We start from the raw sequence: 23862 nt of genomic DNA, 5'->3' as shown, positions 1-23862 counted from the left end.
CCGCGTGGCAGAGACGCTTTATCGGGGGAGCGCCGGTCCCTGGCTGACGGCGGGCGGGTGCGGGACAGTGGAGATATGGATCGCCGCGAAGTCGCCGATTTCCTCCGTCGCAGGCGCGAGCAGTTGACCACCGAAGCGGTGGGACTGCCGCCGGGTACCCGCCGCCGGACCCCGGGACTGCGTCGCGACGAAGTCGCCCAGCTGGCCGGGATCTCCACCGACTACTACACGCGGTTGGAGCAGGCCCGGGGGCCGCGGCCGTCCATCCAGGTACTCGCGTCGCTGTCCCGGGCCCTGCGGTTCACCGCCGACGAACGCGACCATCTGTATCTGCTGTGCGACCATTCCCCGCCGGTCGGCGGCGGCGCGGACACGCACGTCGGCCCGGGGTCGATGCATGTGCTGGCCAAACTGGACGACACACCCGCCGCGGTCATCACCGACCTGGGCGAATTGCTCGTGCAGAACCCGATGCATGTGCTGTTGTTCGGCGATGTGTCCGGCCGGCGCGGATGGGAGCGGTTCCACGGCTGGCGCTGGTTCGTCGAGCCGGACGGTCGCGATATCGCTCCGGCCGGCGATGTGGACCGGCTCTCCCGCCGTCTGGTGGCGGATCTGCGCGCGACCGCCGCGCGGCGGTCCAAGGACGCCGACGTCATCGAATTCGTCGCCGCGCTGCGGACGGCGAGTCCGGAATTCGAGCGGCTGTGGAATGAGCACGAGGTCGCGGTACGGCTCTCCGATACCAAGACCGCCGTACATCCCGAGGTCGGCCCGATCGATATCTACTGCGAAACCCTGCTCACTCCGAACGCTTCGCAGCGGCTGCTGATCTACTGGCCGCTGCCGGGTACCGACGCCGCCGAGAAGATGGAACTCCTGCGCGTCATCGGTACCCAGCGACTCGACCCGTCCGTGGGCGCGTCCTACTCCCGGCCCGCCGAGGTGAAGGACATATCGGGATAGCGCGTGCCCGCCACCTGCCCCGCGATCGGGTCCAGCCGGGCGAGTTCGGCTTCGGTGAGTTCCGTGGTGGCCGCGGCGACGTTCTCGTCGAGCCTGGTGCGACGCCGGGTGCCCGGGATCGGGATCACCGGCAGCTCGTGGGCCCGGGCCCGGGAGTGCACCCAGGCCAGCGCGATCTGGGCCGGGGTCAGGCCGCGCTCCTCGGCGATACTGCGCAGGGGAGCGAGCAGCGCGGCATTGTGATCGGCGTTCTCACCGGTGAACCGGGGCATGTTCCGCCGGAAATCGGAATCGTTCAACTCGTCGCCCCGGGCGAAGGATCCGGTGAGGAAGCCCCGGCCGAGCGGGGAGTACGGCACGAAGGCGACACCCAGTTCCGCGGCGGCGGGCACCGCGGTGCTTTCGACATCGCGTGAGAACAGCGACCATTCCGACTGCACCGCGGCGATCGGGTGGATCGCATGCGCCGCCCGCAGCTCGGCCCCGGTGACCTCGGACAGGCCCAGTGCTCGCACCTTGCCCTGCCGGACGAGCTCGGCCATGGTGCCCACGCTGTCCTCGAGCGGGACGGCCGGGTCCCGGCGATGCATGTAGTACAGGTCGATGGTGTCGATACCGAGCCGGTACAGGCTCGCGTCCACGGCGCGGCGGATGTAATCGGGGGAGTTGTCGAAACCCCGATAGGCCGGGTCGTCGGCCTTGCGGACGATGCCGAATTTGGTGGCCAGCACGATCGCGTCGCGGTTGGCGCGGACGAAATCGCTGAGGAATTTCTCGTTGTCACCGGACCCGTAGATATCGGCGGTATCGAACAGGGTGACGCCGAGTTCGAGCGCGTGGTCCAGGGTCGCGCGGGCCTCCGCGCTGTCGGTGGGGCCGTAGAACTCGCTCATGCCCATACAGCCCAGGCCCTGGAGCCCGACCCGTAGTCCGTCGGTTCCCAGCGTGGTCGTCGGCAATGACGAGGAGGAGGTCATGGTCGCGGATATCCCTTCACGATGCGGCATTATCGGGCGCCCGGGCGGGGTCGTTCGCTATGTGCTGCTCATAGGTCGCGATCTTGCGGTCCAGCACGCCCACAGTCTGCTGGAGTTCGGCGATACGGTCGAGGACCTCGGCGCGGGTCTGCCGGAACATGGCCAGCCGCTCCGGAATCGTCGCCGCACCGGCTCGGACCAGTTCGGCGTAGCGGATCATGTCCGCCACCGACATCCCGGTGGTACGCAACCGGGTGATCAGGATCAGCCATTCCAGATCACGATCGCTGAACCGGCGTCTACCGGTGTGATCGCGGCCGATATGGGACAGCAGGCCGATCCGCTCGTACCAGCGCAGGGTGTCCTGGCTCAGCCCGCAGTACCGGGCCGCGGCGCCGATCGGATGGCGGGGGAGATCACGCGTGGGGTCGCCCGGGGCCGGTCCGGATACGTTCACGACTCTGTCTCCTCACCGAGTGTCGTTGCGCCCGCCGGCCCTGGGTGGGCTATCCGGCTCGTCGAACGTCATCGACGCTACCCACTTGGAGTGGACTCCAGGCAAGCGGCGATTCCGCAACGCTCGGGTCGCGTGACCGGCTTCGCGGCCGTGTCCGGCGGTGCCGGAGTTCCCACGGCGTGGGAGAGCGAAGGTCAGCTGTGTGAGCGCCGCCGCCGCGGCTTCAGATGCAGACCCGGCAGCGGCGGGGCGGGTATGCGCTGCTCGGGAGTATGGCCCTCGATATCGCCGAACCGGTCGGTGTCGTGCGCCTCCCAGGCCGCGCGGGCCGCGACGATCTCCGTGTGATCCCGGGCCACGAAGTTCCACCACATCACCAGTTCTTCGGCCAGCGGTTCACCGCCGATCAGCGCGAAGCGGGCGCCGGTGGTGCTGGACAGAGCCAAACGGTCACGGCCGGTGCCGAGATACAGCAGCGGGCCGGGGGCGAGCTCGATCCCGGCCACCGTCACCGTCCCCTCCACGACCAGGACCGCGTACTCGAACCCCGGATCGGTGTCCAGGACGGCGGTGGTTGCCGGGTCCATCCGGATATCGGCGCCCACCAGCGGGGTGTAGACGATCGCGGGTGAGGTGGCCCCGGCCAGCGACCCCAGCAGCACGGTGGCCCGCAACCCGGGCACGGTGTACACGGGCAGATCGCGATGCTGCTCGAAATGCGGGGCGATTCCGCGGTGACCGCCGGGCAGGGCGATCCACAGCTGCAGGCCGCGGCCGGCGGGCGCGTCGGGCACGGTGTACTCGGAATGGGCGATCCCGCGACCCGAGGTCATCAGGTTCAGCTGACCCGGTTCGATCCGGACATCCGAACCCACCGAATCCCGGTGCCGGATCATTCCCTCGAACGGCCAGGTGACGGTTTGCAGGCCGATATGCGGATGTGGATCGATATCAGGGGGCGCATCGGTCGTGGTGACCGTGGGCGCACCGAAATAGTCCAGGAAGCACCAGGCGCCGACGGTCGGCAGGTCCCGCTGCGGCAGGGTGCGTTCCACGTAGGTTCCCCGGACTCCGCCCAGCGGTACCTCCCGCGCCGGATGGAGTTCCGCGACCGGTCCCGGCCCGGATACCGGTTCGCAGTGGGTTTCGGCGGGATGGGGGTCGAGGTCACTCACCGCTGTCGCCGACGATATGACCGGCGTATTCGGGGTGCTTGTCCAGGTAGGCCCGGATGAACGGGCATTGCGGGCGAATTCCGCGCTCCCGGTCCACCGTGTCCTCGATGGCGAATTTCGCCAGTTTGCTGCCCAGGCCCTTGCCCTCGAAAGCGGAATCGATCTCGGTATGGGTGAAAACGGTTTCCGTGCCCTGCTCGTTGTACTCGGCGAACCCGGCCAACTCGGCGCCGTACCAGACCTCGTAGCGGTCCTTGTCCGCGTTCCGGATCACCTTGCTCTGCGCGGTCGCTTCGGTCATCTCCGCAGTTCCTCTCCCTCGGGACAAATCTGCTCGGGCGGCCCGGCCGCCGGCCTGTCCGCCGAGCGCCAGCCTAGTCGGCAGCGAACCGGTCGCACCCGCCGCGACCGCCGTGTCCAGCCCGCCTGACAGCGTGGAATCCGCGCGTGCCAGCACATCCTGCCGCCGGAACGTAGCCTGGAACCATGGCGAAGGAAATCGACCACGTACGGGCGCGTTCGGCCTGGGCGACGGTCAAGGAGAGCCCGGTGATCACCGCGATCGCGGTGGCGCCGATCGTCGTGGTGTTCGGACTGGTCTGGTGGCTGATCGGCGGCTGGGCGGCGTTCCTGCTGCTTGTGCTGCTCGGCGCCGGGGCGGTGTTCGGCGGCAAACTGCTGCGCTGAACGGCGCGCCCCGTCAGCGTGGGACGTGGAAGGTCACCAGATCGCCCGTACGGGTGTCCACCGCGTCCCACTCGCCGGCGAATCGCAGCACCGCCAGCGCCGACGTGGGAAATTTGCGGCCGATTCGCACCGCGGCATCGCTGTCGTGGGTGGCGGCGAGATCCCACGCGGTCCACGGCATGCCCGGTGCATGCCCGATGACCAGCAGCGTCGACACCGCGGGATCGGTCAGTCGCACCAGTTCGATCAGGTATTCGGCGGACGCCTCGTAGATACCGGATTCGAACACCGCCGGGGCCTGGACTCCGGTGGCGGCCAGTGTTTCCCGGGTACGGGTGGCGGTCGAACAGCGCACTTCGTCGACCGGCGGTAAGGTCGCCCGCAGCCAGTCCCCGGCCAGGCCCGCTTCCCGGCGTCCACGCGGTGCCAGCGGGCGCTCATGATCGGCGACACCGGCCGGGTATGCCGACTTACCGTGCCGCATCAAGATCAGGGTCCGCACCATGGAACTACCGTAAGCACCCTCCGTTCGGAGATCCACAACACACTCGAGGCAAACTGAAAGCGGCATCACAATAGAGTGGAAGGCCGGTGACCCCGGTCCACACCCAGTTGTGACGCCCCGCCACCCGTGACCCGGACGGCACCAGACCGCATATAAGTCTCGAGGATCTGTACAAATATGGCCTACGTAATCACGCAACGTTGCTGTAACGACGCCAGCTGCGTTTCCGAGTGCCCGGTCGACTGCATCCGCCCGACTCCGGACCAGCCGGAATTCGCGACGACCGAAATGCTCTACATCGACCCCGACACCTGCATCGACTGCGGCGCCTGTGTCGACGCGTGCCCGGTGGAGGCCATCTTCTCCGAGGACGATCTGTCGGCCTCGCTGGCCCGCTTCCGGGATATCAACGCGGCCTGGTTCGAACGGCATCCGCTGGAATCCAATCTGGACCCGATCTCGACCCCGGTGCGTCCGCCCAAGGAGCTGGGCACCCTGCGGGTCGCCATCGTCGGCGCCGGACCGGCGGCCGCCTACGCGGCCGACGAACTGCTCCGGCGCTGCGACGTACAGGTGGAGATGTTCGACCGGCTGCCCACGCCGTGGGGGCTGGTGCGCGCGGGTGTGGCACCCGACCATCCGGGTACCAAGACGGTGGCGGGGATGTTCGAATCGGCGTTCCGCCGCGACACCCTCCAGTACTACCTGAACGTCGAGGTCGGCACACACATCACGCACGAGGAACTGCTCGCGCACCACCACGCGGTGCTGTACGCGGTGGGGGCGTCCTCGGATCGCCGGATGGGAGTCCCGGGCGAAGATCTGCCCGGCAGCCATTCCGCCACCGAATTCGTGGCCTGGTACAACGGGCACCCCGACTACGCCGACCGGGTATTCGATCTCTCCGGCGAGCGCGCGATCATCGTCGGCAACGGCAACGTCGCCCTCGACGTCGCCCGGGTGCTCACCGTGCACCCCGACGAACTCGCCAAAACCGATATCGCCGACCATGCCCTGGCCGCGCTGCGCAGCAGCAATATCCGGGAAGTGGTCGTGCTCGGCCGGCGCGGACCGCTACAGGCGGCCTACACCTCGCCGGAATTCCTGGCGCTGGCACATCTGTCCGATGTCGATATCGTCATCGATCCGGCCGAACTGGAACTCGACCCCGCCTCCCAGGCGCTGCTCGACGACCCGGACGCCGAACCGTCGCTGAAGCTGAAGTACACGCTGGCCGAGGAATTCGCCGCCCGGCCCGCCACCGAGGGCAACAAGCGGATCGTGTTCAGATACCTGGCCGCTCCGACCGCGGTGACCGGCACCGACAAGGCGGAAGGGCTGGAGTACGCCCGCAACGAACTGGTCGAGGAGGACGGCGTCCTCAACGCCCGGCCCACCACCGACACCGGAACACTCCCGGCGTCGCTGGTCCTGCGGTCCATCGGCTACCGCGGCCGGCCGATCCCGGACCTGCCGTTCGACGACAAGCGCGCGGTGGTGCCCAACGAACACGGCCGGGTCATCGGCCCCGACGGAGCGCCGGTGAACGGCGTCTACGTCAGTGGCTGGATCAAACGCGGCCCCCGCGGGGTCATCGGATCGAACCGCGTCGACTCCGAGGAAACCGTCGAAGGCCTGATCTCCGATTTCATCGCGGGCAAACTGGTCGCCCCCACCGGCGACCGGGAGGCCCTCCGCGCCCTGGTCCGGGAACGCCAGCCCGACCTGGTCGACCGCGTCGGCTGGAAGGCCATCGACCAGGCCGAACGTGGTGCGGGTAAGGAAGCCGGGCGGCCGCGGGTGAAGTTCACGAGCCTGGCGGACCTGCTGCAGGCGGCGAAGGGGTCGTGAGTAGGTAAGTTCACACCTTTGGCTGGGGCGGTGCCGGTTTTCGGCACCGCCCCGGTGTGTTTTTGCGTGCGGAGGTGGGGGTTCACGGCGATGGGGAAGGTGGCCCAGCTGTTGCCGGCCGGGACGTTGCTGACGGAGCGCGACCGGCGATCTGGCGTCGATGTCAGCGAGGTGACAGCCATGCCGCCAGGTTCGCTACCCCTTCAGCGGTGACGTTGACGCTGCGTGGGACCGGGCTTCGTGTGATCCAGCCGAGCTCGAAGAGTCTGTCGGTGATCGCTGTGCCGAGCGGCCCTGCGAGGTGGTGTGCTTGCTCGGTCCAGTCGATGCAGTAGCGCAGCGGTCGCACGGTCGAGAGCCGGCCGGGAGCTACGCCCAACGCCACCAACGACTCGGCTCCGTCCGCGGTGAGCCGGTACTGGTCGCCTTTCCCCGATGAGGAGAGCCGGTCACCTGTGATCTCCGGGTGGTGGAGACCATCGCCTCCAGTGATCCAGCCTGCCGCGATGAACCGCTGGAACAGGTCAACCCCGGCCTGCCCAGCGAGATGGCGGTAGCAGGTCCGAGCGCTCCGGACCGCGTGGGCGCGGGTGTGAGCACGCAGGGAAGTGATCGGCGTACGTGGCGCGAGCCGAGCGAGAGCTTCCAGGACTCCCTCGACATCGTCGGTCGCCAGGCGGTAATAGCGGTGGCGACCCTGCTGCTCGACGGCGACCAGTTCGTGGTTCAGCAGCACCGTCAGGTGGTTGCTGATCGTAGACGCGGACACGCCCGCCTCCTGGGCAAGGCGTCCGGCCGGGAGCGCACGGCCATCGGCCAGCGCCATCAGCACACGGGCGCGTCTGGGGTCAGCGAAGGCGGAGGCAACACCGGCGATGTCAGGCTCACCCGGTGATGTCCGATCCTGGCTCATATCTCGAGGCTACGAGAGGAACGCTTCGACGCCCGCTGAAACGTCCCGGACCGAGGATCGGGAGCATGGCGTCAAATCCCTCCCGATGGCCCCTGACCCTTGCGCTGTGCGGCGGCTACTTCCTCGTCCTGCTCGACGTGACCGTCGTCAACGTCGCGCTCCCGCAGATCGGCGCTGAGCTGCACGCGGAAAGCAACGGGCCGGCGTGGACGGTGGACGCTTACTCGGTGCCACTGGCTGCGCTCCTGCTGGCCTCGGGCGCGATCGGCGACCTCATCGGCCACCGCAGAGTTGTCCTGCTCGGCCTCATCGGCTTCGGTGGCGCGTCCGTGCTGTGCGCTGTGGCACCGACCATCGTCGTGCTCGTCGCGGCACGCGCAGTCCAGGGCATCGGCGCGGCCTTGATGCTGCCGGGCACGCTCGCGCTCCTCGTCGGCAACAGCCCGGACCGGACTTCCCGAGATCGGCTCGTCGGGGCGTGGGCGGCGATCGGCGGGGCCGCCCTCCCGGCAGGCCCCGTCATCGGCGGGCTCCTGGTCCAGGCCGCCGGATGGCGGGCGGTGTTCTGGCTGAGCGTCCCAGTCATCGCGCTCGCACTCGTGCCGGTCATCCGGCTGCCGAGGTCCACGCCACAGCAGCAATCAGCACGCAACGTGGACTGGGCGGGCGCTGCGCTGCTCGTGGCCGCGCTGACCTGCTTCGTCATCGCGATCATCCAGGCTCCCGCCGCGCCGCCGTCGGCGGTGCTGTTCGCGGGGGTTGCCGTCTTCGCGCTGGCGGCTTTGCTCGTCATCGAGCGGCGGGTGCCGCGACCGCTGCTCCCGGTACCCCGCGAGGCACGATGCCTGCTCGGGCTGGCGTCCCTGGTGGCCGGATTGATGAACCTGTGCGCACTGGGAGGGCTGTTCCTGTTGACGCAGGCCTTCCAGGACGTGGACCAGCTGGACCCGCTCGCCGCAGGTCTCCTGACGCTCCCTGCGATGCTGCCGCTTCCGCTCCTCGGAGCACCAGCAGGGCGGCTGTCCACTCGCATCGGCGTATGGCGCACCGCCGCTCTCGGCCTCCTCGTCGCCGCAGCCGGGATGGCTGGGATCGCCGCCGGCCTCACCAACACCGGAACCGGCCGCATCGTCCTGGCACTCTTCCTCACCCTCTGGGGCACCGGCCTCGGCGTTCTCACTCCGGCGATCGTCGCGGCAGCGTTGAGGGCCACGCCTCACGCACCTGGCCTCGCTTCCGGTGCAAGCAACACCGCCCGGCAGACCGGCGGAGCGCTCGGCATCGCGACCTTCGCGGCCGTTGCCGGGTCTGCGAGAGCACCTGGTTTCAGCTCGCACTCGACTGCGCTGTTCACAGGTTCAGCAGCCCTCTTCGTTCTCGCCGGCCTGCTCTGCCTCGGCGTCGCGCAAACCCGGCAACCTCCCGCGAAGGTGGGCAGGTGACCTTGGCGGGTGGGGTCGCTGTCTCACCTTGGCCAGCAAGCCCACCCCCACCTTCAGGAGCAGGTCGCCCCACCTCGGCAAGCCCGCTTACCCGCCCATACCGTCACAGCGGTGCGATGCGAACCACCGTCGTCGTCTCCCCGTCCACCACGAACCACAGCCGCAGCGACGGACGTCCGAAGTTGCCGCCCCCCGGCTCGTATCGGCTGCGGACGCTGATGTGCTGCCGGGCCAGGACCGGGGCGACGTATTCGATCACCGCGCGGTAGGGGCCGCTGACCAGTTTCGGGTAGTCGACCAGATACTGCTCCACGGCTTGCCAGTAGCAGGCGTTGTTCACGTGGTTGTACTGGTCGATATCGGTGGCGCGCAGCGGGAAGGGGTGGTCGATATCGGATTCGGCGGGGGTGGTGTCGGTGAGCCAGGGGCGCCAGCGCAGGCGCTGCTCGGTGGTGGTCTGGGCGAGGTAGGCGAGGCCCGCGTCACTGATGCGGGCGGGCATATTGTTCGCCTCGTTGATCTTGATCCAGAAGCCTTCGGTTTCGATCAGCCCACCGCGGTCGCTGGTGATCCGCACCCGCATATTGCTCCAGCGGGTGGACATGCTGGAGCACCAGCGTTGCAGATGCACCTGGTCGGGCCAGCGGACGGGGCGGATCACGTCGATCACTGTGCGCCGCACGATCCAGTGGGGATCGGTCTGCTCCAGAATGGATTGCTGGAGGTGCTCCCAGGCAATGTCCTGGAGATAGCGGGCGATACCGTCCAGCCGCACGCGGTTGTACGGGTCCACGTCGCCGGCCCGTACCGGCCACGCCGAAGTGAACCCCATGCTCTCCTGGGGGAGCGGGGCGAGCGGCTGATCGAGTGACACCTGTGCTCCTCGCGCGGCGCGGACCGCCGCGGTACTTCTCCGTGTTCCTGTGAGAAGACTTTACGGGCCCCGTGTCACCGCGCCACGCGGAGCCATCCGTTTGCTGGGCACTCCGCTAGCGGTGGCCGGTATCGGGGGATGGACTTCGGCTGCCCGCCCCCGATAGGTTGATGGAGACCAGTTGATTGGTACATATCACCCGGCGCGTCTCTATACGTGGCCGGTGACGAACAGAGAGGTCGGCACTATGCGCGCAGCTCAGGTGAGCAAACTCGAGGGGCCGGAAGCGATCGAGATCGTCGACATCCCGGAACCGAAGCCTTTGCCCGGTGGCATCGTCATCGACGTGCACGCCGCCGGTGTCGCCTTTCCCGATGTGCTGATGACCCGTGGGTTGTACCAGATGAAACCGGAGATGCCCTTCGTCGTCGGCGGTGAGGTCGCCGGTGTGGTGCGGGAGGCGCCCGAGGGCGCGCACGTGCGTCCGGGTGACCGGGTCTGCGCGCTGACCCTGCTGGGCAACGCGATGGCCGAGGTGACCACCACCACCGCCGAGATGGTTTTCCCGCTCCCGGACAACATCTCGTTCGAAGAGGGCGCCGGCATCCTGTTCAACGATCTCACCGTGCACTTCTGCCTGCGTAACCGTGGCCGGCTGGCCGAAGGGGAAACCGTGCTGGTGCACGGGGCCGCCGGCGGTATCGGCACCTCCACGTTGCGGATGGCGAAGGCGCTGGGCGCCGGCCGGGTGATCGCGGTGGTCAGCACCGAGGAGAAGGCCGAGATCGCCCGGGCCAACGGCGCCACCGATGTGGTGCTCACCGACGGCTGGCTGAACCGGGTCAAGGAACTCACGGACAATCGCGGCGTCGATATCGTGCTCGACCCGGTGGGCGGTGACCGGTTCACCGACAGCATCCGTTCGCTGGCCCGGGCCGGGCGGATACTCGTGGTGGGCTTCACCGGCGGCGATATCCCCACCGTGAAGGTGAACCGGCTGCTGCTGAAGAACGTCGAAGTGATCGGCGCCGGCTGGGGCGAATGGATGCTGTCCAACCCCGGCTATCTGGCCGAGCAGTGGGCGGAAGTGGAACCGCTGTTCGCCTCCGGCGCGATCGCCCCGCCCAAGCCCGCGTTGTTCCCGCTCGAACAGGCCGCGCAGGCCGTGGCTTCGCTGGAAAACCGTGCCGCCACGGGCAAGGTCGTGGTCGCCGTCCGCTGACCGGCCGGGCGGCGCGGGGAACCCACGGGCGACCTGCGCCGCCGTCGGACAAGCTCTTTCGTCGGTATTGTGCACTGCATGCGGATCAGGTCGGCGATAGTCCTCGGGTTAGCCGCCGCGTTTGCTCTGACGGGGTGCGGTACCGACGAAGGTTCCGGGGAGGACGAGGGGCCGCGGGGGCCCGCTCCGAAAGTCGCCGCGCTGGGTCCGTTCGTGGGGGAATGCGGTCATGTCACCGATGACGAGGTGCGCGATATCGGTGGGCTCGGCCAGATCGTGCAGTCGTTCAAGAACGCTGTCGGCTGTAACTGGCAGGCGGGTGGGCTCGCCGGTTCGTCCATTACTTTCGCCTCCTACCGGGGCAGTCCGCTGGAACGGGAGAAGGCCTGGGTCACCACCCACGGCCGCCCGCCGGAGCCGATCACCGTGGGCGGGCGCACCGGTTTCGCCGCGCTCGACCCCAGCGGCCGCATCTGCGACCTCGCGGTACAACTGGACGACGACTTCTTCGAATGGTCCACCGCCTTCTCCGGATACGACACCTCCGGCAACCCGTGCGACCGCAGCAGGGCGCTGGCGGAACTGACCATCGAGCGGCTGGGGTGAACGCGATGTCCAGGGGTGAGGCGACCGTCCGCGGGCGGGGAATCCGCACGGCCGCCGCGGTCGTGACGTTACTGGTCACCGCGGTGCTGGGAGCCGGTTGCGGCAGCACGGTCCAGGGGACCGCGATACCGGTGGGCGGCGGCGAGACGGTCGATACGGCGCAGATCGACAAACTGCTGCGTGAATGCGATGTGGTAACCGATCAGCAGATCATCGACGCGCTCGGCGGCAACACCTACATCAGCGATTCGTTCTTCGGCGCGGTGTGCATGTGGGATATCGGCGGCGGGTCGGGGATGCTCACTCTCAACTGGTACGAGAACGGATCGCTGCGCAATGAGCAGGCGACCAACGACAAACTCGGTTACACCAGTACCAAGACCACGGTTCAGGGAACCATTGCCCTGGAGGTCCGCCGGCCCAACGATCCCAACGCCTGCGGTATGACGGCCAGCGCCGCGGATTCCGGGGTTATCGGGTGGTGGGTCAACTCGGCAGGGGGGACGGGCGATCCGTGTGCGGCGGCGAAGAAACTGCTGGAGTTGACGCTCAACATCGCCAGGTAGGGGTGGGAACACGAACCCACGCCTATCCGTTGAACACTCCGAGACCGCTGGACCCGCCCTGATTCGAAAGGTTCGCTGCGCCGAATAGCCCACCGATCGGCGCCGAGTCAGCGAGACCCTGAAAGGGTTCGGCCCGCGTCGCCAAGAGGGCCGAACCCCCGCGCGGCGAAGCCGCGCCAGCATTACTGCCGTTACCACATGACGCCCCTCTTTTGCTCCGTTTGCGACCCCCGAGTACAGTGGACCGCTGTGCCCGGAAGGATACGGGCAAGTTCGAGCGCAGACGTAGGCCAGCGAAAGCGGCTGACGGTTCCAGCGTGCCTGTAAATCGGGCCCTGAACTGCGTGCGACACGCCCGACCTCGGGACGCGAGAAACGTGGTTGGACGTGCGGGTGAAAGCTCGATGAACAGCCCTGACACCGCCAGAACCGATTAAAGGAAAGCCGGTCTATGCCAACCATCAACCAGCTGGTCCGTAAGGGTCGCCGAGACAAGGTCGCCAAGACCAAGACCGCGGCCCTCAAGGGGAGCCCGCAGCGGCGTGGCGTGTGCACCCGCGTGTACACCACCACCCCGAAGAAGCCGAACTCCGCACTGCGGAAGGTCGCGCGTGTTCGCCTGACCAGCGCGGTCGAGGTCACGGCCTATATCCCCGGTGAAGGTCACAACCTGCAGGAGCACTCGATGGTGCTCGTCCGTGGCGGTCGTGTGAAGGACCTCCCCGGTGTGCGTTACAAGATCATTCGCGGCTCTCTCGACACGCAGGGCGTGAAGAACCGCAAGCAGGCCCGCAGCCGTTACGGCGCCAAGAAGGAGAAGAGCTGATATGCCGCGCAAGGGCCCCGCACCCAAGCGTCCGCTGATCAACGACCCGGTCTACGGGTCGCCGCTGGTGACGCAGCTGGTCAACAAGATCCTGCTCGACGGCAAGAAGTCCACCGCCGAGCGCATCGTCTACGGTGCGCTCGAGCAGGCGCGTGAGAAGACGGGCACCGATCCGGTGGTCACGCTCAAGCGCGCGCTGGACAACGTCAAGCCGGCGCTCGAGGTGAAGCCGCGTCGTGTCGGTGGCGCCACCTACCAGGTGCCGGTCGAGGTTCGTCCGGGTCGCTCCAACACCCTCGCGCTGCGCTGGCTGGTCAACTACTCGCGGGCGCGCCGTGAGAAGACCATGATCGAGCGCCTGGCCAACGAACTGCTCGACGCCAGCAACGGCCTGGGTGCTTCGGTCAAGCGTCGCGAGGACACCCACAAGATGGCCGAGTCCAACCGGGCCTTCGCGCACTACCGCTGGTGATGTCTGTCCGGCCCATCGCTCCTGGGTCGGGAGGCTTACGGAAGCACCGCTTCCGGCGTTGACAAGAGAAGGCGACCGTTTCGGTCGTCGGCGAAAATCCCAACTAGCTACGAGCGGGGAAGATTTCCGTGGCACAGGACGTGCTCACCGACCTGAACAAGGTCCGCAACATCGGCATCATGGCCCACATCGATGCGGGCAAGACCACTACGACCGAACGCATCCTCTTCTACACCGGTGTGAACTACAAGATCGGCGAAACCCATGACGGGGCGTCGACCACCGACTGGATGGAGCAGGAGCAGGAGCGTGGCATCACCATCACCTCCGCGGCGGTGACCTGCTTCTGGAACCAGAATCAGATCAACATCATCGACACCCCGGGCCATGTCGACTTCACCGTCGAGGTGGAGCGCAGCCTGCGTGTGCTCGATGGCGCCGTCGCCGTCTTCGACGGCAAAGAGGGCGTGGAGCCGCAGTCCGAGCAGGTGTGGCGGCAGGCGGACAAGTACGACGTGCCCCGGATCTGCTTCGTCAACAAGATGGACAAGCTCGGTGCGGACTTCTACTTCACCGTGCAGACCATCAAGGACCGTCTGGGTGCCAAGCCGCTGGTCATCCAGCTGCCCATCGGCGCCGAGGACACCTTCGAGGGCATCGTCGACCTGGTCGAGATGAAGGCCAAGGTCTGGACCGGCGAGACCAAGCTGGGCGAGAAGTACGAAGTCCAGGACATCCCGGCCGATCTGGTCGAGAAGGCCGAGCAGTACCGCCAGGAACTGCTCGAGACCGTCGCCGAGTCCGACGAAGCGCTGCTGGACAAGTTCTTCGGCGGCGAGGAGCTCTCGATCGACGAGGTCAAGGGCGCCATCCGCAAGATGACGGTCAACTCGGAGCTCTACCCGGTGCTGTGCGGTTCCGCGTTCAAGAACAAGGGCGTGCAGCCCATGCTCGACGCCGTTGTGGACTACCTGCCCTCGCCGCTGGACGTCGAGTCGGTGCAGGGTCACGCGCCGAGCAACGAGGAAGAGGTTCTCACCCGTAAGCCGAGCGCCGAGGAGCCGTTCGCGGCCCTGGCGTTCAAGATCGCGGTGCACCCGTTCTTCGGCAAGCTGACCTACGTCCGCGTCTACTCGGGCAAGGTCGACTCCGGTGCCCAGGTCATCAACGCGACCAAGGGCAAGAAGGAGCGTCTGGGCAAGCTGTTCCAGATGCACTCCAACAAGGAGAACCCGGTACCCCAGGTCAGCGCCGGCCATATCTACGCGGTCATCGGCCTGAAGGACACCACCACCGGTGACACCCTGTGCGATCCGAACAACCAGATCGTGCTGGAGTCCATGACCTTCCCGGACCCGGTCATCGAGGTCTCCATCGAGCCGAAGACCAAGTCCGACCAGGAGAAGCTGGGCACCGCGATCCAGAAGCTCGCCGAGGAGGATCCGACCTTCACGGTGAAGCTGGATCAGGAGACCGGCCAGACCGTCATCGGCGGTATGGGCGAGCTGCACCTGGACATCCTGGTCGACCGGATGAAGCGCGAATTCAAGGTCGAGGCGAACGTCGGCAAGCCGCAGGTGGCCTACCGCGAGACCATCACCAAGAAGGTCGAGAAGCTCGAATTCACCCATAAGAAGCAGACGGGTGGTTCGGGTCAGTTCGCGAAGGTCATCATCGCGCTGGAGCCGTTCATCGGCGAGGACGGTGCCACCTACGAGTTCGAGAACAAGGTCTCCGGTGGCCGGGTGCCGAGGGAATACATCCCTTCGGTCGACGCGGGCGCACAGGACGCCATGCAGTACGGTGTGCTCGCCGGTTACCCGCTGGTCAACCTGAAGGTAACCCTGCTCGACGGTGCGTACCACGACGTCGACTCCTCGGAGATGGCGTTCAAGATCGCCGGCTCGCAGGCCCTCAAGGAAGCGGCCCGTAAGGCCGGTCCGGTGATCCTCGAACCGCTGATGGCGGTCGAGGTCACCACGCCCGAGGAGTACATGGGCGATGTGATCGGCGACCTGAACTCCCGCCGTGGCCAGATCCAGGCCATGGAGGAACGCAGTGGTGCCCGTGTCGTCAAGGCGCTGGTTCCGCTCTCGGAGATGTTCGGTTATATCGGTGATCTGCGGTCGAAGACCCAGGGCCGGGCGAACTACTCCATGGTGTTCGATTCGTACGCGGAGGTTCCGGCCAACGTGTCGAAGGAGATCATCGCCAAGGCGACCGGCGAGTAATTCGACCGGGCGTCAGCACGACCCTGTAAATAAATCCGCACTGCTGCAACTGCAAGCAACAACAAGTCCAGGAGGACACCACAGTGGCGAAGGCGAAGTTCGAGCGGACGAAGCCGCACGTCAACATCGGCACCATCGGTCACGTCGACCACGGCAAGACCACGCTGACCGCGGCGATCACCAAGGTGCTGGCGGAGAAGTACCCGGATCTGAACGAGAGCTTTGCCTTCGATCAGATCGACAAGGCGCCGGAGGAGAAGGCTCGTGGTATCACGATCAACATCTCCCACGTCGAGTACCAGACCGAGAAGCGTCACTACGCCCACGTAGACGCCCCCGGTCACGCCGACTACATCAAGAACATGATCACCGGTGCGGCGCAGATGGACGGCGCCATCCTGGTGGTCGCGGCGACCGACGGCCCGATGCCGCAGACCCGTGAGCACGTGCTGCTCGCCCGTCAGGTCGGTGTGCCCTACATCCTGGTCGCGCTGAACAAGTCGGACATGGTCGACGACGAGGAAATCCTCGAGCTCGTCGAGATGGAGGTCCGCGAGCTGCTGGCTTCGCAGGAGTTCGACGAGGATGCCCCCGTCGTGCGCGTCTCCGGCCTGAAGGCGCTCGAGGGTGACGCCAAGTGGAGCGAATCCATCGTCGAGCTGATGAACGCGGTCGACGAGTCGATCCCGGACCCGGTCCGCGAGACCGAGCTCCCGTTCCTGATGCCGATCGAGGACGTCTTCACGATCACCGGTCGTGGCACCGTCGTCACCGGCCGTGTGGAGCGTGGCGTGATCAACCTCAACGCCGAGGTCGAGATCGTCGGTATCCGTCCGGAGAAGACCAAGACCACCATCACCGGTATCGAGATGTTCCGGAAGATGCTGGACTCGGCGCAGGCCGGTGACAACGCGGGTCTGCTGATCCGTGGCATCAAGCGCGAGGATGTGGAGCGCGGCCAGGTCGTGGTCAAGCCGGGCACCACCACCCCGCACACCGAGTTCGAGGGACAGGCCTACATCCTGTCGAAGGACGAGGGTGGCCGCCACACCCCGTTCTTCAACAACTACCGTCCGCAGTTCTACTTCCGTACGACTGACGTGACGGGCGTTGTGACCCTGCCCGAGGGCACCGAAATGGTTATGCCCGGCGACAACACCGAGATGTCGGTGAAGCTGATCCAGCCGGTCGCCATGGACGAGGGTCTGCGCTTCGCGATCCGCGAGGGTGGCCGCACTGTCGGCGCCGGTCGCGTCACGAAGATCGTCAAGTGATTCACTGAATCGCTGAGAACGGCGTCGCTCCGAAAGGGGCGGCGCCGTTTTTCATTTCGCCGGCCGAGTCGACAGAAAGCGTTGAGGGCGGCTAATGTCCGATTCGGCCTGGTATTCGTTCACTTCGTGAACGATCACCGCCGCGGGGATCCGGGGGGATGGTTTGCCGGACAATCGGATACGCGTTTTCGCGGCGGTCCTCGTAGTCGGACCGGGCTCGGAGCGGGTCCGGCGTCGGCAGCCTGGGTCCGGAGAAGGCAGGACGAGGTAGATGACGAACCCGCAATATCCCGGTGCCGGCGATCGGCCCGGCGGATTTCCGCCGCAGCCGCCCAGTGGGCAACAGCAGCCCGGGCCGTACGGTCCGGGACAGCAGCCGTATGCCCCGGGCGCACAGCAGTTTCCTCCGCAGGGGATGCCGCCGATGTACGGGCAGGTGCCGTACCAACCGCCATCCGGGGGACCGTACCAACCGCCACCCGGTGGGCCGTACCCACCGCAGCCGGGCGGGCCCTATCCACAAGGGGCCGGTGGGCCGTACCCACCGCAGCCGGGCAAGAAGCGCGGGACCGTGGTGCTGGTGACGCTGGTCGCGGTCATGCTGGTCATCGGCCTCGGTGTCGGCGGGTATTTCCTGGTCTCCGGTGGCGGCGGGGGTGGGGATCCGCGTGCTGTCGCCCAGCAATTCGTGGACGGCGACGGCGATGACAAGGAGCTGATCTGCGCATCGGACCTCGCGAAGATCGAGGAGGCCGGAACAGCGGCGCCAGTGCCCACCGAGCCCGTAACGATGCCCGATGATGCCGCCGCGAAGAGCGAGCTGGTCGGTGTCGATGTGCCGGAGGGCAGCGACCGGGGGACTTTTACGGTCAAGACGGACGTGACAGTCGGTACGCAGAGCCACAGCCAGACCGTGGAGTACGACCTGGTCGAAGAAGACGGCGAGTGGAAGGTCTGCGGCATTCTGGAGGCCTCGGAGCCCGGGAGCAGCGACTCCGAGGAACCTGGGACCAGCGACCCCGACAGCAACAGTCCCGACGGCAACAGTCCCGGCGGCAACAGTCCCGGCGGCAGCGACTCCGACGCCGCACGTGCTGTGGCCCAGCAGTTCGTGGACGGCGACGGCATCGACAAAGGTGTGATCTGCACAGCGGATGTCGCGACAATCGAACTGGCCGAAAAGTCGGGGTCCGGGCAGGTCCAGCTGCCGGATTCCGAGTATTCGACAAGGAAGATCACGAACTTCGAGGTGCCCGAAGGCAGCGATGAGGGGACGTTCACCCTCGAACTGAGCGTGAAGGGGGGCAGTTCGGCACCCATCAAATCCCTCGACTACGACCTTGTCCAGGAAAGCGGCGCCTGGAAAGTGTGCGGCGTCCTGCAGGCGTGGCTCAATTGACCCGGAAACCGAGGTGGCCGATCACGTCAGCGTCTGCGGCCGAGCCGGTTTGCGGCGGCGAGCACCGGGATCACCGCGCCGGTCGCGGCCGCTCCGAGCCCGGTGTCGGTGAGCTGTATCCAGCGGACGGTTTTCATCGCCTGGTGTAGTACCTCACTGCCGCGCAGCCGCATATCCGCTTCGAAACGGCTGACAGCCACGGCGAGGGTGGTCGTGCCGTCGGCGACCGTACGCAATTGCGTGACGAGACCCGCGGCGTCACGGATGGCGGCGCCGGCTCCCATACCCGCGGTGGGTGGGGTCGCGTGGACGGCGTCGCCGAGAGCGGTGACGGGTCCGGCGGGCCAGGGGGCGAGATCGTGTGACCGGGTCGAAGCGGCGTTGAAACGGAAGGCGGCGATGCTGTCGGGGTCGGCTCGGGCGATGACCTCCAGTGAGCGTTCGCCCCACCCTCGCCGGCGGAACGCGGCGAGCAGCGCGGTCCGCAGTGCGTCGCCGTGGAGTCCGCGCATCGAGTCGGACACCGCGGATTCGGGGAACATGGCGCCCCAGATATAGGTGGGACCGGTCGTTATCGCCTCTCGGCGACCGGGCACGTCGAGGACGGCATTGCCCACCGGGTCGAGGAAACCGACGTAGAGCGCGGTGGCCCTGGGGCCCACGGCCATCCCCGAGCGTGCTCCGAGCCGTTGCCGTTCGGGTGCGCCGATACTGTCGGCGGCGGTGCGGCCGGAGAAACCGATGATGCCGGTGGGTTCGCTGGTGGGGCCGCCGGCCAGCTGCCGGGCCACCACCGAGTGGGTGCCGTCCGCGCCCACCAGCAGATCGCAGCGGACCGGAGGCCCGTCGGCGAATACGGCCATCGGTGCGCTGTCGGTCGCACGGCCGATTTCGGTAACGGTCCGGCCCAGGTGCAGATCCGCGCCGACGGCATCGGCGAGTACGGTCCGCAGGGTTATGCGGTCGATGTCCACGCTCGGGCTGTCGCCGAGATGCGGCCCGTAACCCAGCAGGCGCCCGTGCCGGTCCCAGAGTGCGTCGGGGGGCCGCAGCCGTAGTGCCGATGCCGACGCCAGCAGCCGTTCGAAGATCTCCGGTGCGACGAGTTCCCGCAATGCGGCCTGCGCCCGGCCGTCGAGCGTGATGTGGTAGCCCCCGGTATTCGCGACGTCGAGATCGCGATCGAAGACCTGAACGTCGAACTCCTGCCGACGGAGACCGGTGGCCAGCGCCAGGCCACCGATCCCGCCTCCGACGATGATGATGCGCATTGTGTTCCGGCTCCTCGCACGTGATCGAACATGGTGTCGGATGCGACAGTGCCACCGGTGGTGGACATCGAATGTCCACTATGGTGGGGCCGGTGGCCGATACCTCCCGGCGCGCGTTACGCCTGCTGTCCTTGCTCGCCACCGGACGACGCTGGTCGCTCCGTGAACTCGCCGCTCGGCTGGAGGTCGGTGAGCGAACTGTCAGGCGGGATATCGAAACCCTGCGCCTGCTCGACTATCCGGTAGAGACGCTGCACGGCCCGGCCGGCGGTTATCGATTGGGTGCGGGCCGTGCGCTGCCACCCCTGCTGTTCGACGATGATCAGGCGCTGGCGGTCGCGGTGGCCCTGCAGACCGCCCCGAACTCGGTGTTCGGGCTCGGCGAGGACACCGCGCGGGCCCTGGACACCCTCGAACAGGTCATGCCGGCCAGGTTGCGGGCGGCCGTGGAAGCGCTGCGGCTCACCACGTTGCAGAACTATTGGGAGTTTCCGGCGCCACCCATCGACGCGGCGGCGCTGAAGGCCGCGGGCAGCGCGGTGAGCCGCCGCCAGGTACTCATCGTCGAAATGCTCGGCGCCGACGGCACCCGCGCGGCCCCCGGCGCGCCCGGGTTCGACCCGGCCCGTCGCCTCGAACCGCACCACCTGGCGGTCTGGGCGGGCCGGTGGTACCTCGTGGGTTACGACCACGCCGACAGCGCCTGGCGCGTGCACCGCCTCGACCGCCTCTATCTCCATCCACCCACGGGTATCCCGTTCACACCGAGGGAGCTACCCGGCGGCGATATCGCCCGCTTCGTCATGACCAACCACGACCGCGGGGACACTCCCGCCACCTGGGAGTGCACCGGGAGCGCGCGGCTGAACCTGCCGGCGGAGACCGTAGCGCGCTGGGCGCCCGGCGGTTCGGTTGTCGAGCCTCTCGATCCCGGTCACTGCAGGCTCACCGTCGGTGCGTGGTCCTGGGCAGGTGTCGCGGGACTCATGGCGACTTTCGATGCCGATCTCAGCGCTGTGGAACCGCCGGAACTCGTGCGAGCCTGCCGCCGGCTCGTGGGGCGATGGCAGGCCGTGACCCTCGACCGCGATCAGGCCGGTGACAGCGATCGGGCCGGGGACCCGGGTACGCCGCCGCGGCCTCGAGCCGGACGCGGCGGCGCCGGATCAGGATTCGCGGGCGGCCTGTAGGAGGGCGTTGGCGAACTTCACCATCTGGGCCGGGCCGCCGTACCACGCGGAGATCGCGGAGAGGAGGGCGGTGCGGGCCTCGCGTGCGGTGCGGGCGACCTCGTCCGCCGACACGTCACCTTTCTCGGCCTTACCGGCCAGGATCTCGAGATCATCGCTTGCGGTGAGCAAGCGCATGATGACGTGGATATCGATATCGGCGCCTTCCTCGGGGCGGCCGTGCCGCGATGTGCTGTCGGCGGGTGCGGCCGGGCGCCCGGTTTCGGGCTGTTCCGACCCGGAAGGCACTGAAGGCACGGACAGCTCAGGGAGCGACGGCAGCGCCGGTTGCGGCTGTTCGGCCGGCTCCGGTGCGGCCGGTGCCGGTGCGGACGATACCGATGCGGCGGCCGACGCCTCGGCGGCCTCGCGGGCCCGCCGGGAGCGGCGGGTTTCCAGGGGCGGACGCGAATCACTGTCGGATTCGGTTGTTTCCGGGGCGGTATCAGCGGCATCCGGTACCAGCGTCAGCGCCGACGCCGTACTGCGGCGGGCGGTCGGGAGTTCGGGCGAATCGGGCTCCGTGCCGGTGTCGTCGGTTCCGGCATGCCGGGACTCGGGTGCCTCGTGGCCGGATTCCAGGATCCGGGTGAGGATCTCGGAGACAGGCGATCCGGACTCGTCGTCGTCGGTGCCGTGGGCCGGTTCCGGGTCGAGCAGGCGGTCGAGGATCGGGGTGCCGTCCGGCGGCGCCAGACGCGGCGGGGCAGCCGCCTCCGCGGGATTGCCGGCCGGTTCGGGATCGCCGGAGTCCGCGGCCGTGCCGATCGGCCGCAGGCCGCCGGATTCCGGGTCCCGGGCCGGGGCATCGGAGGAATCGCCGGGTTTGTAGCGTCCCGCGGAGCGCGGCAACCGGCGCGCGGGCAGTTGGCCCGGGGTGCTGTCGGACTCCGCGATATCGGTGGTCCGGGTGGGGAGTCCGATATCGGATTCGCCGGAGACGCCGCGGGTGAGCGTGTCGCGAGGGCTGGTGACGGGGGCACTCTCGTCGGTGTCGGGAGCGTGCCGGGCCGCGGAACGGGGCAGCCGCCGGGCCGGGGCGGCCGATTGCTCTCCGGTGCCCGGTGCGGCGGCTTCGGGGGACCGCGGTGTGCGGGTGGGGAGCCCCTGCGTGGCCTGTTCCGGGCCGGGATCGCCGGGCAGCGGATACTGCTCGGCGATATCGGCGGGCAGCGCCCCGGAGAGGCCGGTGGACTGCGACTCGGAAAGTCCGGAGGGCTGTGACCCGGAAAGGCCGGGGGCATGGTCTTCGGAGAGTCCGAGGGCGTGCTGATCTTCGAAAGGGTTGAAGTTCTCGGGGGACTCGCCGGTGTCGGCGGGGTCGAGTTTGCGGCGGCGGCCACCGGTCTCCAGCGAATGGGGTACCGCTTCCTCACCGATGGAGCTGAGCCAGCTGGGCAGCGAACCGGTGTCCGCGGACGAGCCGGTGAACGAATCCGTGTCGACCGGTTCGGGGTAGCGGTCCTCGGGGTTGCCCGGCGCGGCCGGTTGGGAGCCGGGGCCCGCGTAGTCCGATTCGGATCCGGAGGCCGGCAGATGGGTGGTCGGGGGCGCGGGACTACCCGCGGTGGGGATGGTCGGATCGGTGGAGTGCGCGGGATACGGCGTCCCGGGCGCGGGGATCCGGGACGAGGACGAGAGCGCGGGGGCGGACCCGCCCGGCTGCGAGATCTGCGGCATGGGCGCGGAATCGGCGGGTGCGGCGGAACGGCTCGGCCTGCCGGCACCCCGGGTGGGCAGCGCGGTGGTCTCGGCACCGGAAGGGTCGTCCTCCGGTGGGGTCGAGAACGGTGGATTGTCGGGTGGCGGGACGGGGTATCGGGTATCCGTGTCCTGGCCGACAGAAGTCATCACCTGTCCGGGTGCGTCACCGGTGTTCCAGGCGGCGAACGGATCCATTGCCGCCGAGCCGCCGGTGGTCTGGGTCGGAGTGGACAGGGGTGCAGGGGTCCACGTGTAACCGTGATCCGGGATGGAATCGGATCGGTTCGTGGCGCCGTTCGAACCATTCGCCGAATCGAATCCATGAGATCCGAAGCCGGCGAAGCCCCTCGACTCGGAGTCCCACTGCCCGCGCCCGTACTCCTCCTGAGGGGCGCGGCGTTCGTCTCCGAGGCTGGCATTTTCGGCATCCATGTGCCCATTCTTACCTCCCGGGGCGGATTTCGTTCCAGTGTGCGAAGCTTGCCGCCACTGCTGCGGAGGCCGAGGGTGATCAGGATTACATCGGCGCCCGAGTCCTCGTTCGGGCGCCGAGATCTCCGTGATACCCGGTCATGCGGCGCTGACGTGCGCGGTCGACGGGCCACCGGAACGCGGGCCCCGATCGTCGGCCTGCCGGAGGGCAGCGCGCGGCCGGAATCCGTGCCCCTTACTTATTTCCCGGTGGTGTCGATGGCACATATGTGCCTTCCGCCGGTGTCACCGGCGGTGGTTCGATACGGCCCGGCGTCAGTGGTGCGGGGCCGCCCCGTGCATCCGTCCGGCCACGGCAGGCAATGCCGCCACCGCGATGACGACGGTGACGATCCCGACCACCCATGAGGTCCACGACGCGCCGTTGTAGGCGGTGTAGTCCATAACCCACGGCGCGAGGAACAGCAATGCGCCGAAGAGGGCCATGGCGTAGTCGGTGGCCGCCATAGCGGGCCGGTACATCTGAGCGAGCCCGGTGAGTGCGATGAGCACACCGAGCACGATCATCGTCCAGGCCGCGCGCTCGTTGGTCGCCACCCAGATCGGTGAGAGGGCGGTGAAGACGCCGAGCACCACGGCCAGGAAGTCCTGGGTCCGGCTTTCGGTGAACATAGTGGCCTCCTGATCTCCGAAACAGGTCCGTAGGTAGGGCCTGACCTCGGTATATCGCTGCGCGGGCGGTGGGTCGATACCGCGACGGACACGATTGCGCGGCGAATCGGT

The 23862-nt window shown here is 67.8% G+C and carries 23 protein-coding genes; 13 read left to right on the top strand and 10 right to left on the bottom strand.

Annotation, left to right across the window (positions count from 1 at the left end):
- Positions 1-75: 75 nt before the first annotated feature.
- Positions 76-966, top strand: a complete 891-nt coding sequence (locus AB0F41_RS15960) for a helix-turn-helix transcriptional regulator (protein WP_357424319.1) — start codon at positions 76-78, stop codon at positions 964-966.
- Here the strand turns inward: AB0F41_RS15960 and AB0F41_RS15955 are convergent.
- The 4 genes from AB0F41_RS15955 to AB0F41_RS15940 form a co-directional block, all read right to left on the bottom strand.
- Complete coding sequence (locus tag AB0F41_RS15955) at positions 927-1943, bottom strand: aldo/keto reductase (RefSeq protein WP_357424317.1); 1017 nt, start codon at positions 1941-1943, stop codon at positions 927-929. The genes AB0F41_RS15960 and AB0F41_RS15955 overlap by 40 nt on opposite strands.
- Positions 1944-1959: 16 nt before the next feature.
- Positions 1960-2400 (bottom strand): MerR family transcriptional regulator, encoded by a 441-nt coding sequence (locus AB0F41_RS15950; RefSeq protein ID WP_357424315.1) that lies wholly within the window; start codon positions 2398-2400, stop codon positions 1960-1962.
- 194 nt (positions 2401-2594) lie between these two features.
- Positions 2595-3575 (bottom strand): pirin family protein, encoded by a 981-nt coding sequence (locus AB0F41_RS15945; RefSeq protein WP_357424313.1) that lies wholly within the window; start codon positions 3573-3575, stop codon positions 2595-2597.
- Positions 3568-3876 carry a GNAT family N-acetyltransferase gene (locus AB0F41_RS15940; protein WP_357424311.1) on the bottom strand — a complete coding sequence of 103 codons (309 nt, stop codon included), beginning with the start codon at positions 3874-3876 and terminating at the stop codon, positions 3568-3570. The genes AB0F41_RS15945 and AB0F41_RS15940 overlap by 8 nt, the downstream gene beginning before the upstream one ends.
- 185 nt (positions 3877-4061) lie before the next feature.
- Between AB0F41_RS15940 and AB0F41_RS15935 the strand changes: the two genes are divergently transcribed.
- Positions 4062-4262, top strand: a complete 201-nt coding sequence (locus AB0F41_RS15935; protein WP_357424309.1) for a hypothetical protein — start codon at positions 4062-4064, stop codon at positions 4260-4262.
- Positions 4263-4275: 13 nt separating this feature from the next.
- On the opposite strand, the gene AB0F41_RS15930 is transcribed toward AB0F41_RS15935, so the two are convergent.
- Positions 4276-4767, bottom strand: a complete 492-nt coding sequence (locus tag AB0F41_RS15930; RefSeq protein WP_357424307.1) for a histidine phosphatase family protein — start codon at positions 4765-4767, stop codon at positions 4276-4278.
- A 177-nt stretch (positions 4768-4944) separates the two neighbouring features.
- Here AB0F41_RS15930 and AB0F41_RS15925 point away from each other — a divergent pair, with 177 nt between their 5' ends.
- The gene (locus AB0F41_RS15925; protein ID WP_357424306.1) at positions 4945-6618 is read left to right on the top strand and encodes a 4Fe-4S binding protein; all 1674 of its coding nucleotides are present in this window, start codon (positions 4945-4947) and stop codon (positions 6616-6618) included.
- 163 nt (positions 6619-6781) lie between these two features.
- Here AB0F41_RS15925 and AB0F41_RS15920 read toward each other — a convergent pair whose 3' ends face one another.
- A complete protein-coding gene (locus AB0F41_RS15920; RefSeq protein ID WP_357424304.1) occupies positions 6782-7531 on the bottom strand; it encodes a helix-turn-helix transcriptional regulator in 750 nt (249 codons plus the stop codon).
- Positions 7532-7596: 65 nt separating this feature from the next.
- On the opposite strand from AB0F41_RS15920, the gene AB0F41_RS15915 reads away from it, so the two are divergent.
- Complete coding sequence (locus AB0F41_RS15915) at positions 7597-8973, top strand: MFS transporter (protein ID WP_357424302.1); 1377 nt, start codon at positions 7597-7599, stop codon at positions 8971-8973.
- 103 nt (positions 8974-9076) lie between these two features.
- On the opposite strand, the gene AB0F41_RS15910 is transcribed toward AB0F41_RS15915, so the two are convergent.
- A complete protein-coding gene (locus AB0F41_RS15910) occupies positions 9077-9847 on the bottom strand; it encodes an acyl-ACP thioesterase domain-containing protein (protein WP_357424300.1) in 771 nt (256 codons plus the stop codon).
- 247 nt (positions 9848-10094) lie between these two features.
- Between AB0F41_RS15910 and AB0F41_RS15905 the strand changes: the two genes are divergently transcribed.
- From AB0F41_RS15905 to AB0F41_RS15870, 8 genes are all read left to right on the top strand, one after another.
- Entirely contained in the window at positions 10095-11069 is a 975-nt protein-coding gene (locus AB0F41_RS15905; protein ID WP_357424337.1) for an NADPH:quinone oxidoreductase family protein, read from the top strand.
- 78 nt (positions 11070-11147) lie between these two features.
- A complete protein-coding gene (locus AB0F41_RS15900; RefSeq protein WP_357424299.1) occupies positions 11148-11675 on the top strand; it encodes a DUF3558 family protein in 528 nt (175 codons plus the stop codon).
- Between the two features lie 5 nt (positions 11676-11680).
- Entirely contained in the window at positions 11681-12241 is a 561-nt protein-coding gene (locus tag AB0F41_RS15895; protein WP_357424297.1) for a DUF3558 domain-containing protein, read from the top strand.
- Between the two features lie 451 nt (positions 12242-12692).
- Positions 12693-13067 carry a 30S ribosomal protein S12 gene (gene rpsL, locus AB0F41_RS15890; protein ID WP_014353064.1) on the top strand — a complete coding sequence of 125 codons (375 nt, stop codon included), beginning with the start codon at positions 12693-12695 and terminating at the stop codon, positions 13065-13067.
- A 1-nt stretch (position 13068) separates the two neighbouring features.
- Positions 13069-13539 (top strand): 30S ribosomal protein S7, encoded by a 471-nt coding sequence (rpsG, locus tag AB0F41_RS15885; protein ID WP_030525248.1) that lies wholly within the window; start codon positions 13069-13071, stop codon positions 13537-13539.
- 128 nt (positions 13540-13667) lie between these two features.
- The gene (fusA, locus tag AB0F41_RS15880; protein WP_357424295.1) at positions 13668-15770 is read left to right on the top strand and encodes an elongation factor G; all 2103 of its coding nucleotides are present in this window, start codon (positions 13668-13670) and stop codon (positions 15768-15770) included.
- Between the two features lie 83 nt (positions 15771-15853).
- Positions 15854-17044 carry an elongation factor Tu gene (gene tuf / locus AB0F41_RS15875; protein ID WP_357424293.1) on the top strand — a complete coding sequence of 397 codons (1191 nt, stop codon included), beginning with the start codon at positions 15854-15856 and terminating at the stop codon, positions 17042-17044.
- A gap of 580 nt (positions 17045-17624) precedes the next feature.
- Positions 17625-18443 carry a hypothetical protein gene (locus AB0F41_RS15870; protein WP_357424291.1) on the top strand — a complete coding sequence of 273 codons (819 nt, stop codon included), beginning with the start codon at positions 17625-17627 and terminating at the stop codon, positions 18441-18443.
- 26 nt (positions 18444-18469) lie between these two features.
- On the opposite strand, the gene AB0F41_RS15865 is transcribed toward AB0F41_RS15870, so the two are convergent.
- Positions 18470-19714, bottom strand: a complete 1245-nt coding sequence (locus tag AB0F41_RS15865; protein ID WP_357424289.1) for an FAD-dependent monooxygenase — start codon at positions 19712-19714, stop codon at positions 18470-18472.
- A gap of 71 nt (positions 19715-19785) precedes the next feature.
- Between AB0F41_RS15865 and AB0F41_RS15860 the strand changes: the two genes are divergently transcribed.
- Entirely contained in the window at positions 19786-20904 is a 1119-nt protein-coding gene (locus AB0F41_RS15860) for a WYL domain-containing protein (RefSeq protein ID WP_357424287.1), read from the top strand.
- Here AB0F41_RS15860 and AB0F41_RS15855 read toward each other — a convergent pair.
- Positions 20881-23079: a hypothetical protein gene (locus AB0F41_RS15855; RefSeq protein ID WP_357424285.1), complete on the bottom strand. Its 2199-nt coding sequence runs from the start codon at positions 23077-23079 to the stop codon at positions 20881-20883. The genes AB0F41_RS15860 and AB0F41_RS15855 overlap by 24 nt on opposite strands.
- Positions 23080-23394: 315 nt before the next feature.
- Positions 23395-23751 carry an SPW repeat protein gene (locus AB0F41_RS15850; RefSeq protein ID WP_357424283.1) on the bottom strand — a complete coding sequence of 119 codons (357 nt, stop codon included), beginning with the start codon at positions 23749-23751 and terminating at the stop codon, positions 23395-23397.
- Positions 23752-23862 lie beyond the last annotated feature (111 nt).

It is taken from the genome of Nocardia sp. NPDC024068 (assembly GCF_040638875.1).
Lineage (GTDB): Bacteria > Actinomycetota > Actinomycetes > Mycobacteriales > Mycobacteriaceae > Nocardia.
This window is presented reverse-complemented; position numbering and strand designations above follow the sequence as displayed.

What these genes read in the sequence shown, in the direction of transcription:
- AB0F41_RS15940 (WP_357424311.1), bottom strand. Translation starts at nt 3,876, where the DNA reads ATGACCGAAGCGACCGCGCAGAGCAAGGTGATCCGGAACGCGGACAAG.
- AB0F41_RS15920 (WP_357424304.1), bottom strand. Translation starts at nt 7,531, where the DNA reads ATGAGCCAGGATCGGACATCACCGGGTGAGCCTGACATCGCCGGTGTT.
- AB0F41_RS15850 (WP_357424283.1), bottom strand. Translation starts at nt 23,751, where the DNA reads ATGTTCACCGAAAGCCGGACCCAGGACTTCCTGGCCGTGGTGCTCGGC.
- AB0F41_RS15935 (WP_357424309.1), top strand. Translation starts at nt 4,062, where the DNA reads ATGGCGAAGGAAATCGACCACGTACGGGCGCGTTCGGCCTGGGCGACG.
- AB0F41_RS15865 (WP_357424289.1), bottom strand. Translation starts at nt 19,714, where the DNA reads ATGCGCATCATCATCGTCGGAGGCGGGATCGGTGGCCTGGCGCTGGCC.
- AB0F41_RS15860 (WP_357424287.1), top strand. Translation starts at nt 19,786, where the DNA reads ATGTCCACTATGGTGGGGCCGGTGGCCGATACCTCCCGGCGCGCGTTA.
- AB0F41_RS15905 (WP_357424337.1), top strand. Translation starts at nt 10,095, where the DNA reads ATGCGCGCAGCTCAGGTGAGCAAACTCGAGGGGCCGGAAGCGATCGAG.
- AB0F41_RS15855 (WP_357424285.1), bottom strand. Translation starts at nt 23,079, where the DNA reads ATGGATGCCGAAAATGCCAGCCTCGGAGACGAACGCCGCGCCCCTCAG.
- rpsL (WP_014353064.1), top strand. Translation starts at nt 12,693, where the DNA reads ATGCCAACCATCAACCAGCTGGTCCGTAAGGGTCGCCGAGACAAGGTC.
- rpsG (WP_030525248.1), top strand. Translation starts at nt 13,069, where the DNA reads ATGCCGCGCAAGGGCCCCGCACCCAAGCGTCCGCTGATCAACGACCCG.
- AB0F41_RS15895 (WP_357424297.1), top strand. Translation starts at nt 11,681, where the DNA reads ATGTCCAGGGGTGAGGCGACCGTCCGCGGGCGGGGAATCCGCACGGCC.
- AB0F41_RS15915 (WP_357424302.1), top strand. Translation starts at nt 7,597, where the DNA reads ATGGCGTCAAATCCCTCCCGATGGCCCCTGACCCTTGCGCTGTGCGGC.
- AB0F41_RS15925 (WP_357424306.1), top strand. Translation starts at nt 4,945, where the DNA reads ATGGCCTACGTAATCACGCAACGTTGCTGTAACGACGCCAGCTGCGTT.
- AB0F41_RS15960 (WP_357424319.1), top strand. Translation starts at nt 76, where the DNA reads ATGGATCGCCGCGAAGTCGCCGATTTCCTCCGTCGCAGGCGCGAGCAG.
- AB0F41_RS15900 (WP_357424299.1), top strand. Translation starts at nt 11,148, where the DNA reads ATGCGGATCAGGTCGGCGATAGTCCTCGGGTTAGCCGCCGCGTTTGCT.
- AB0F41_RS15955 (WP_357424317.1), bottom strand. Translation starts at nt 1,943, where the DNA reads ATGACCTCCTCCTCGTCATTGCCGACGACCACGCTGGGAACCGACGGA.
- AB0F41_RS15930 (WP_357424307.1), bottom strand. Translation starts at nt 4,767, where the DNA reads ATGGTGCGGACCCTGATCTTGATGCGGCACGGTAAGTCGGCATACCCG.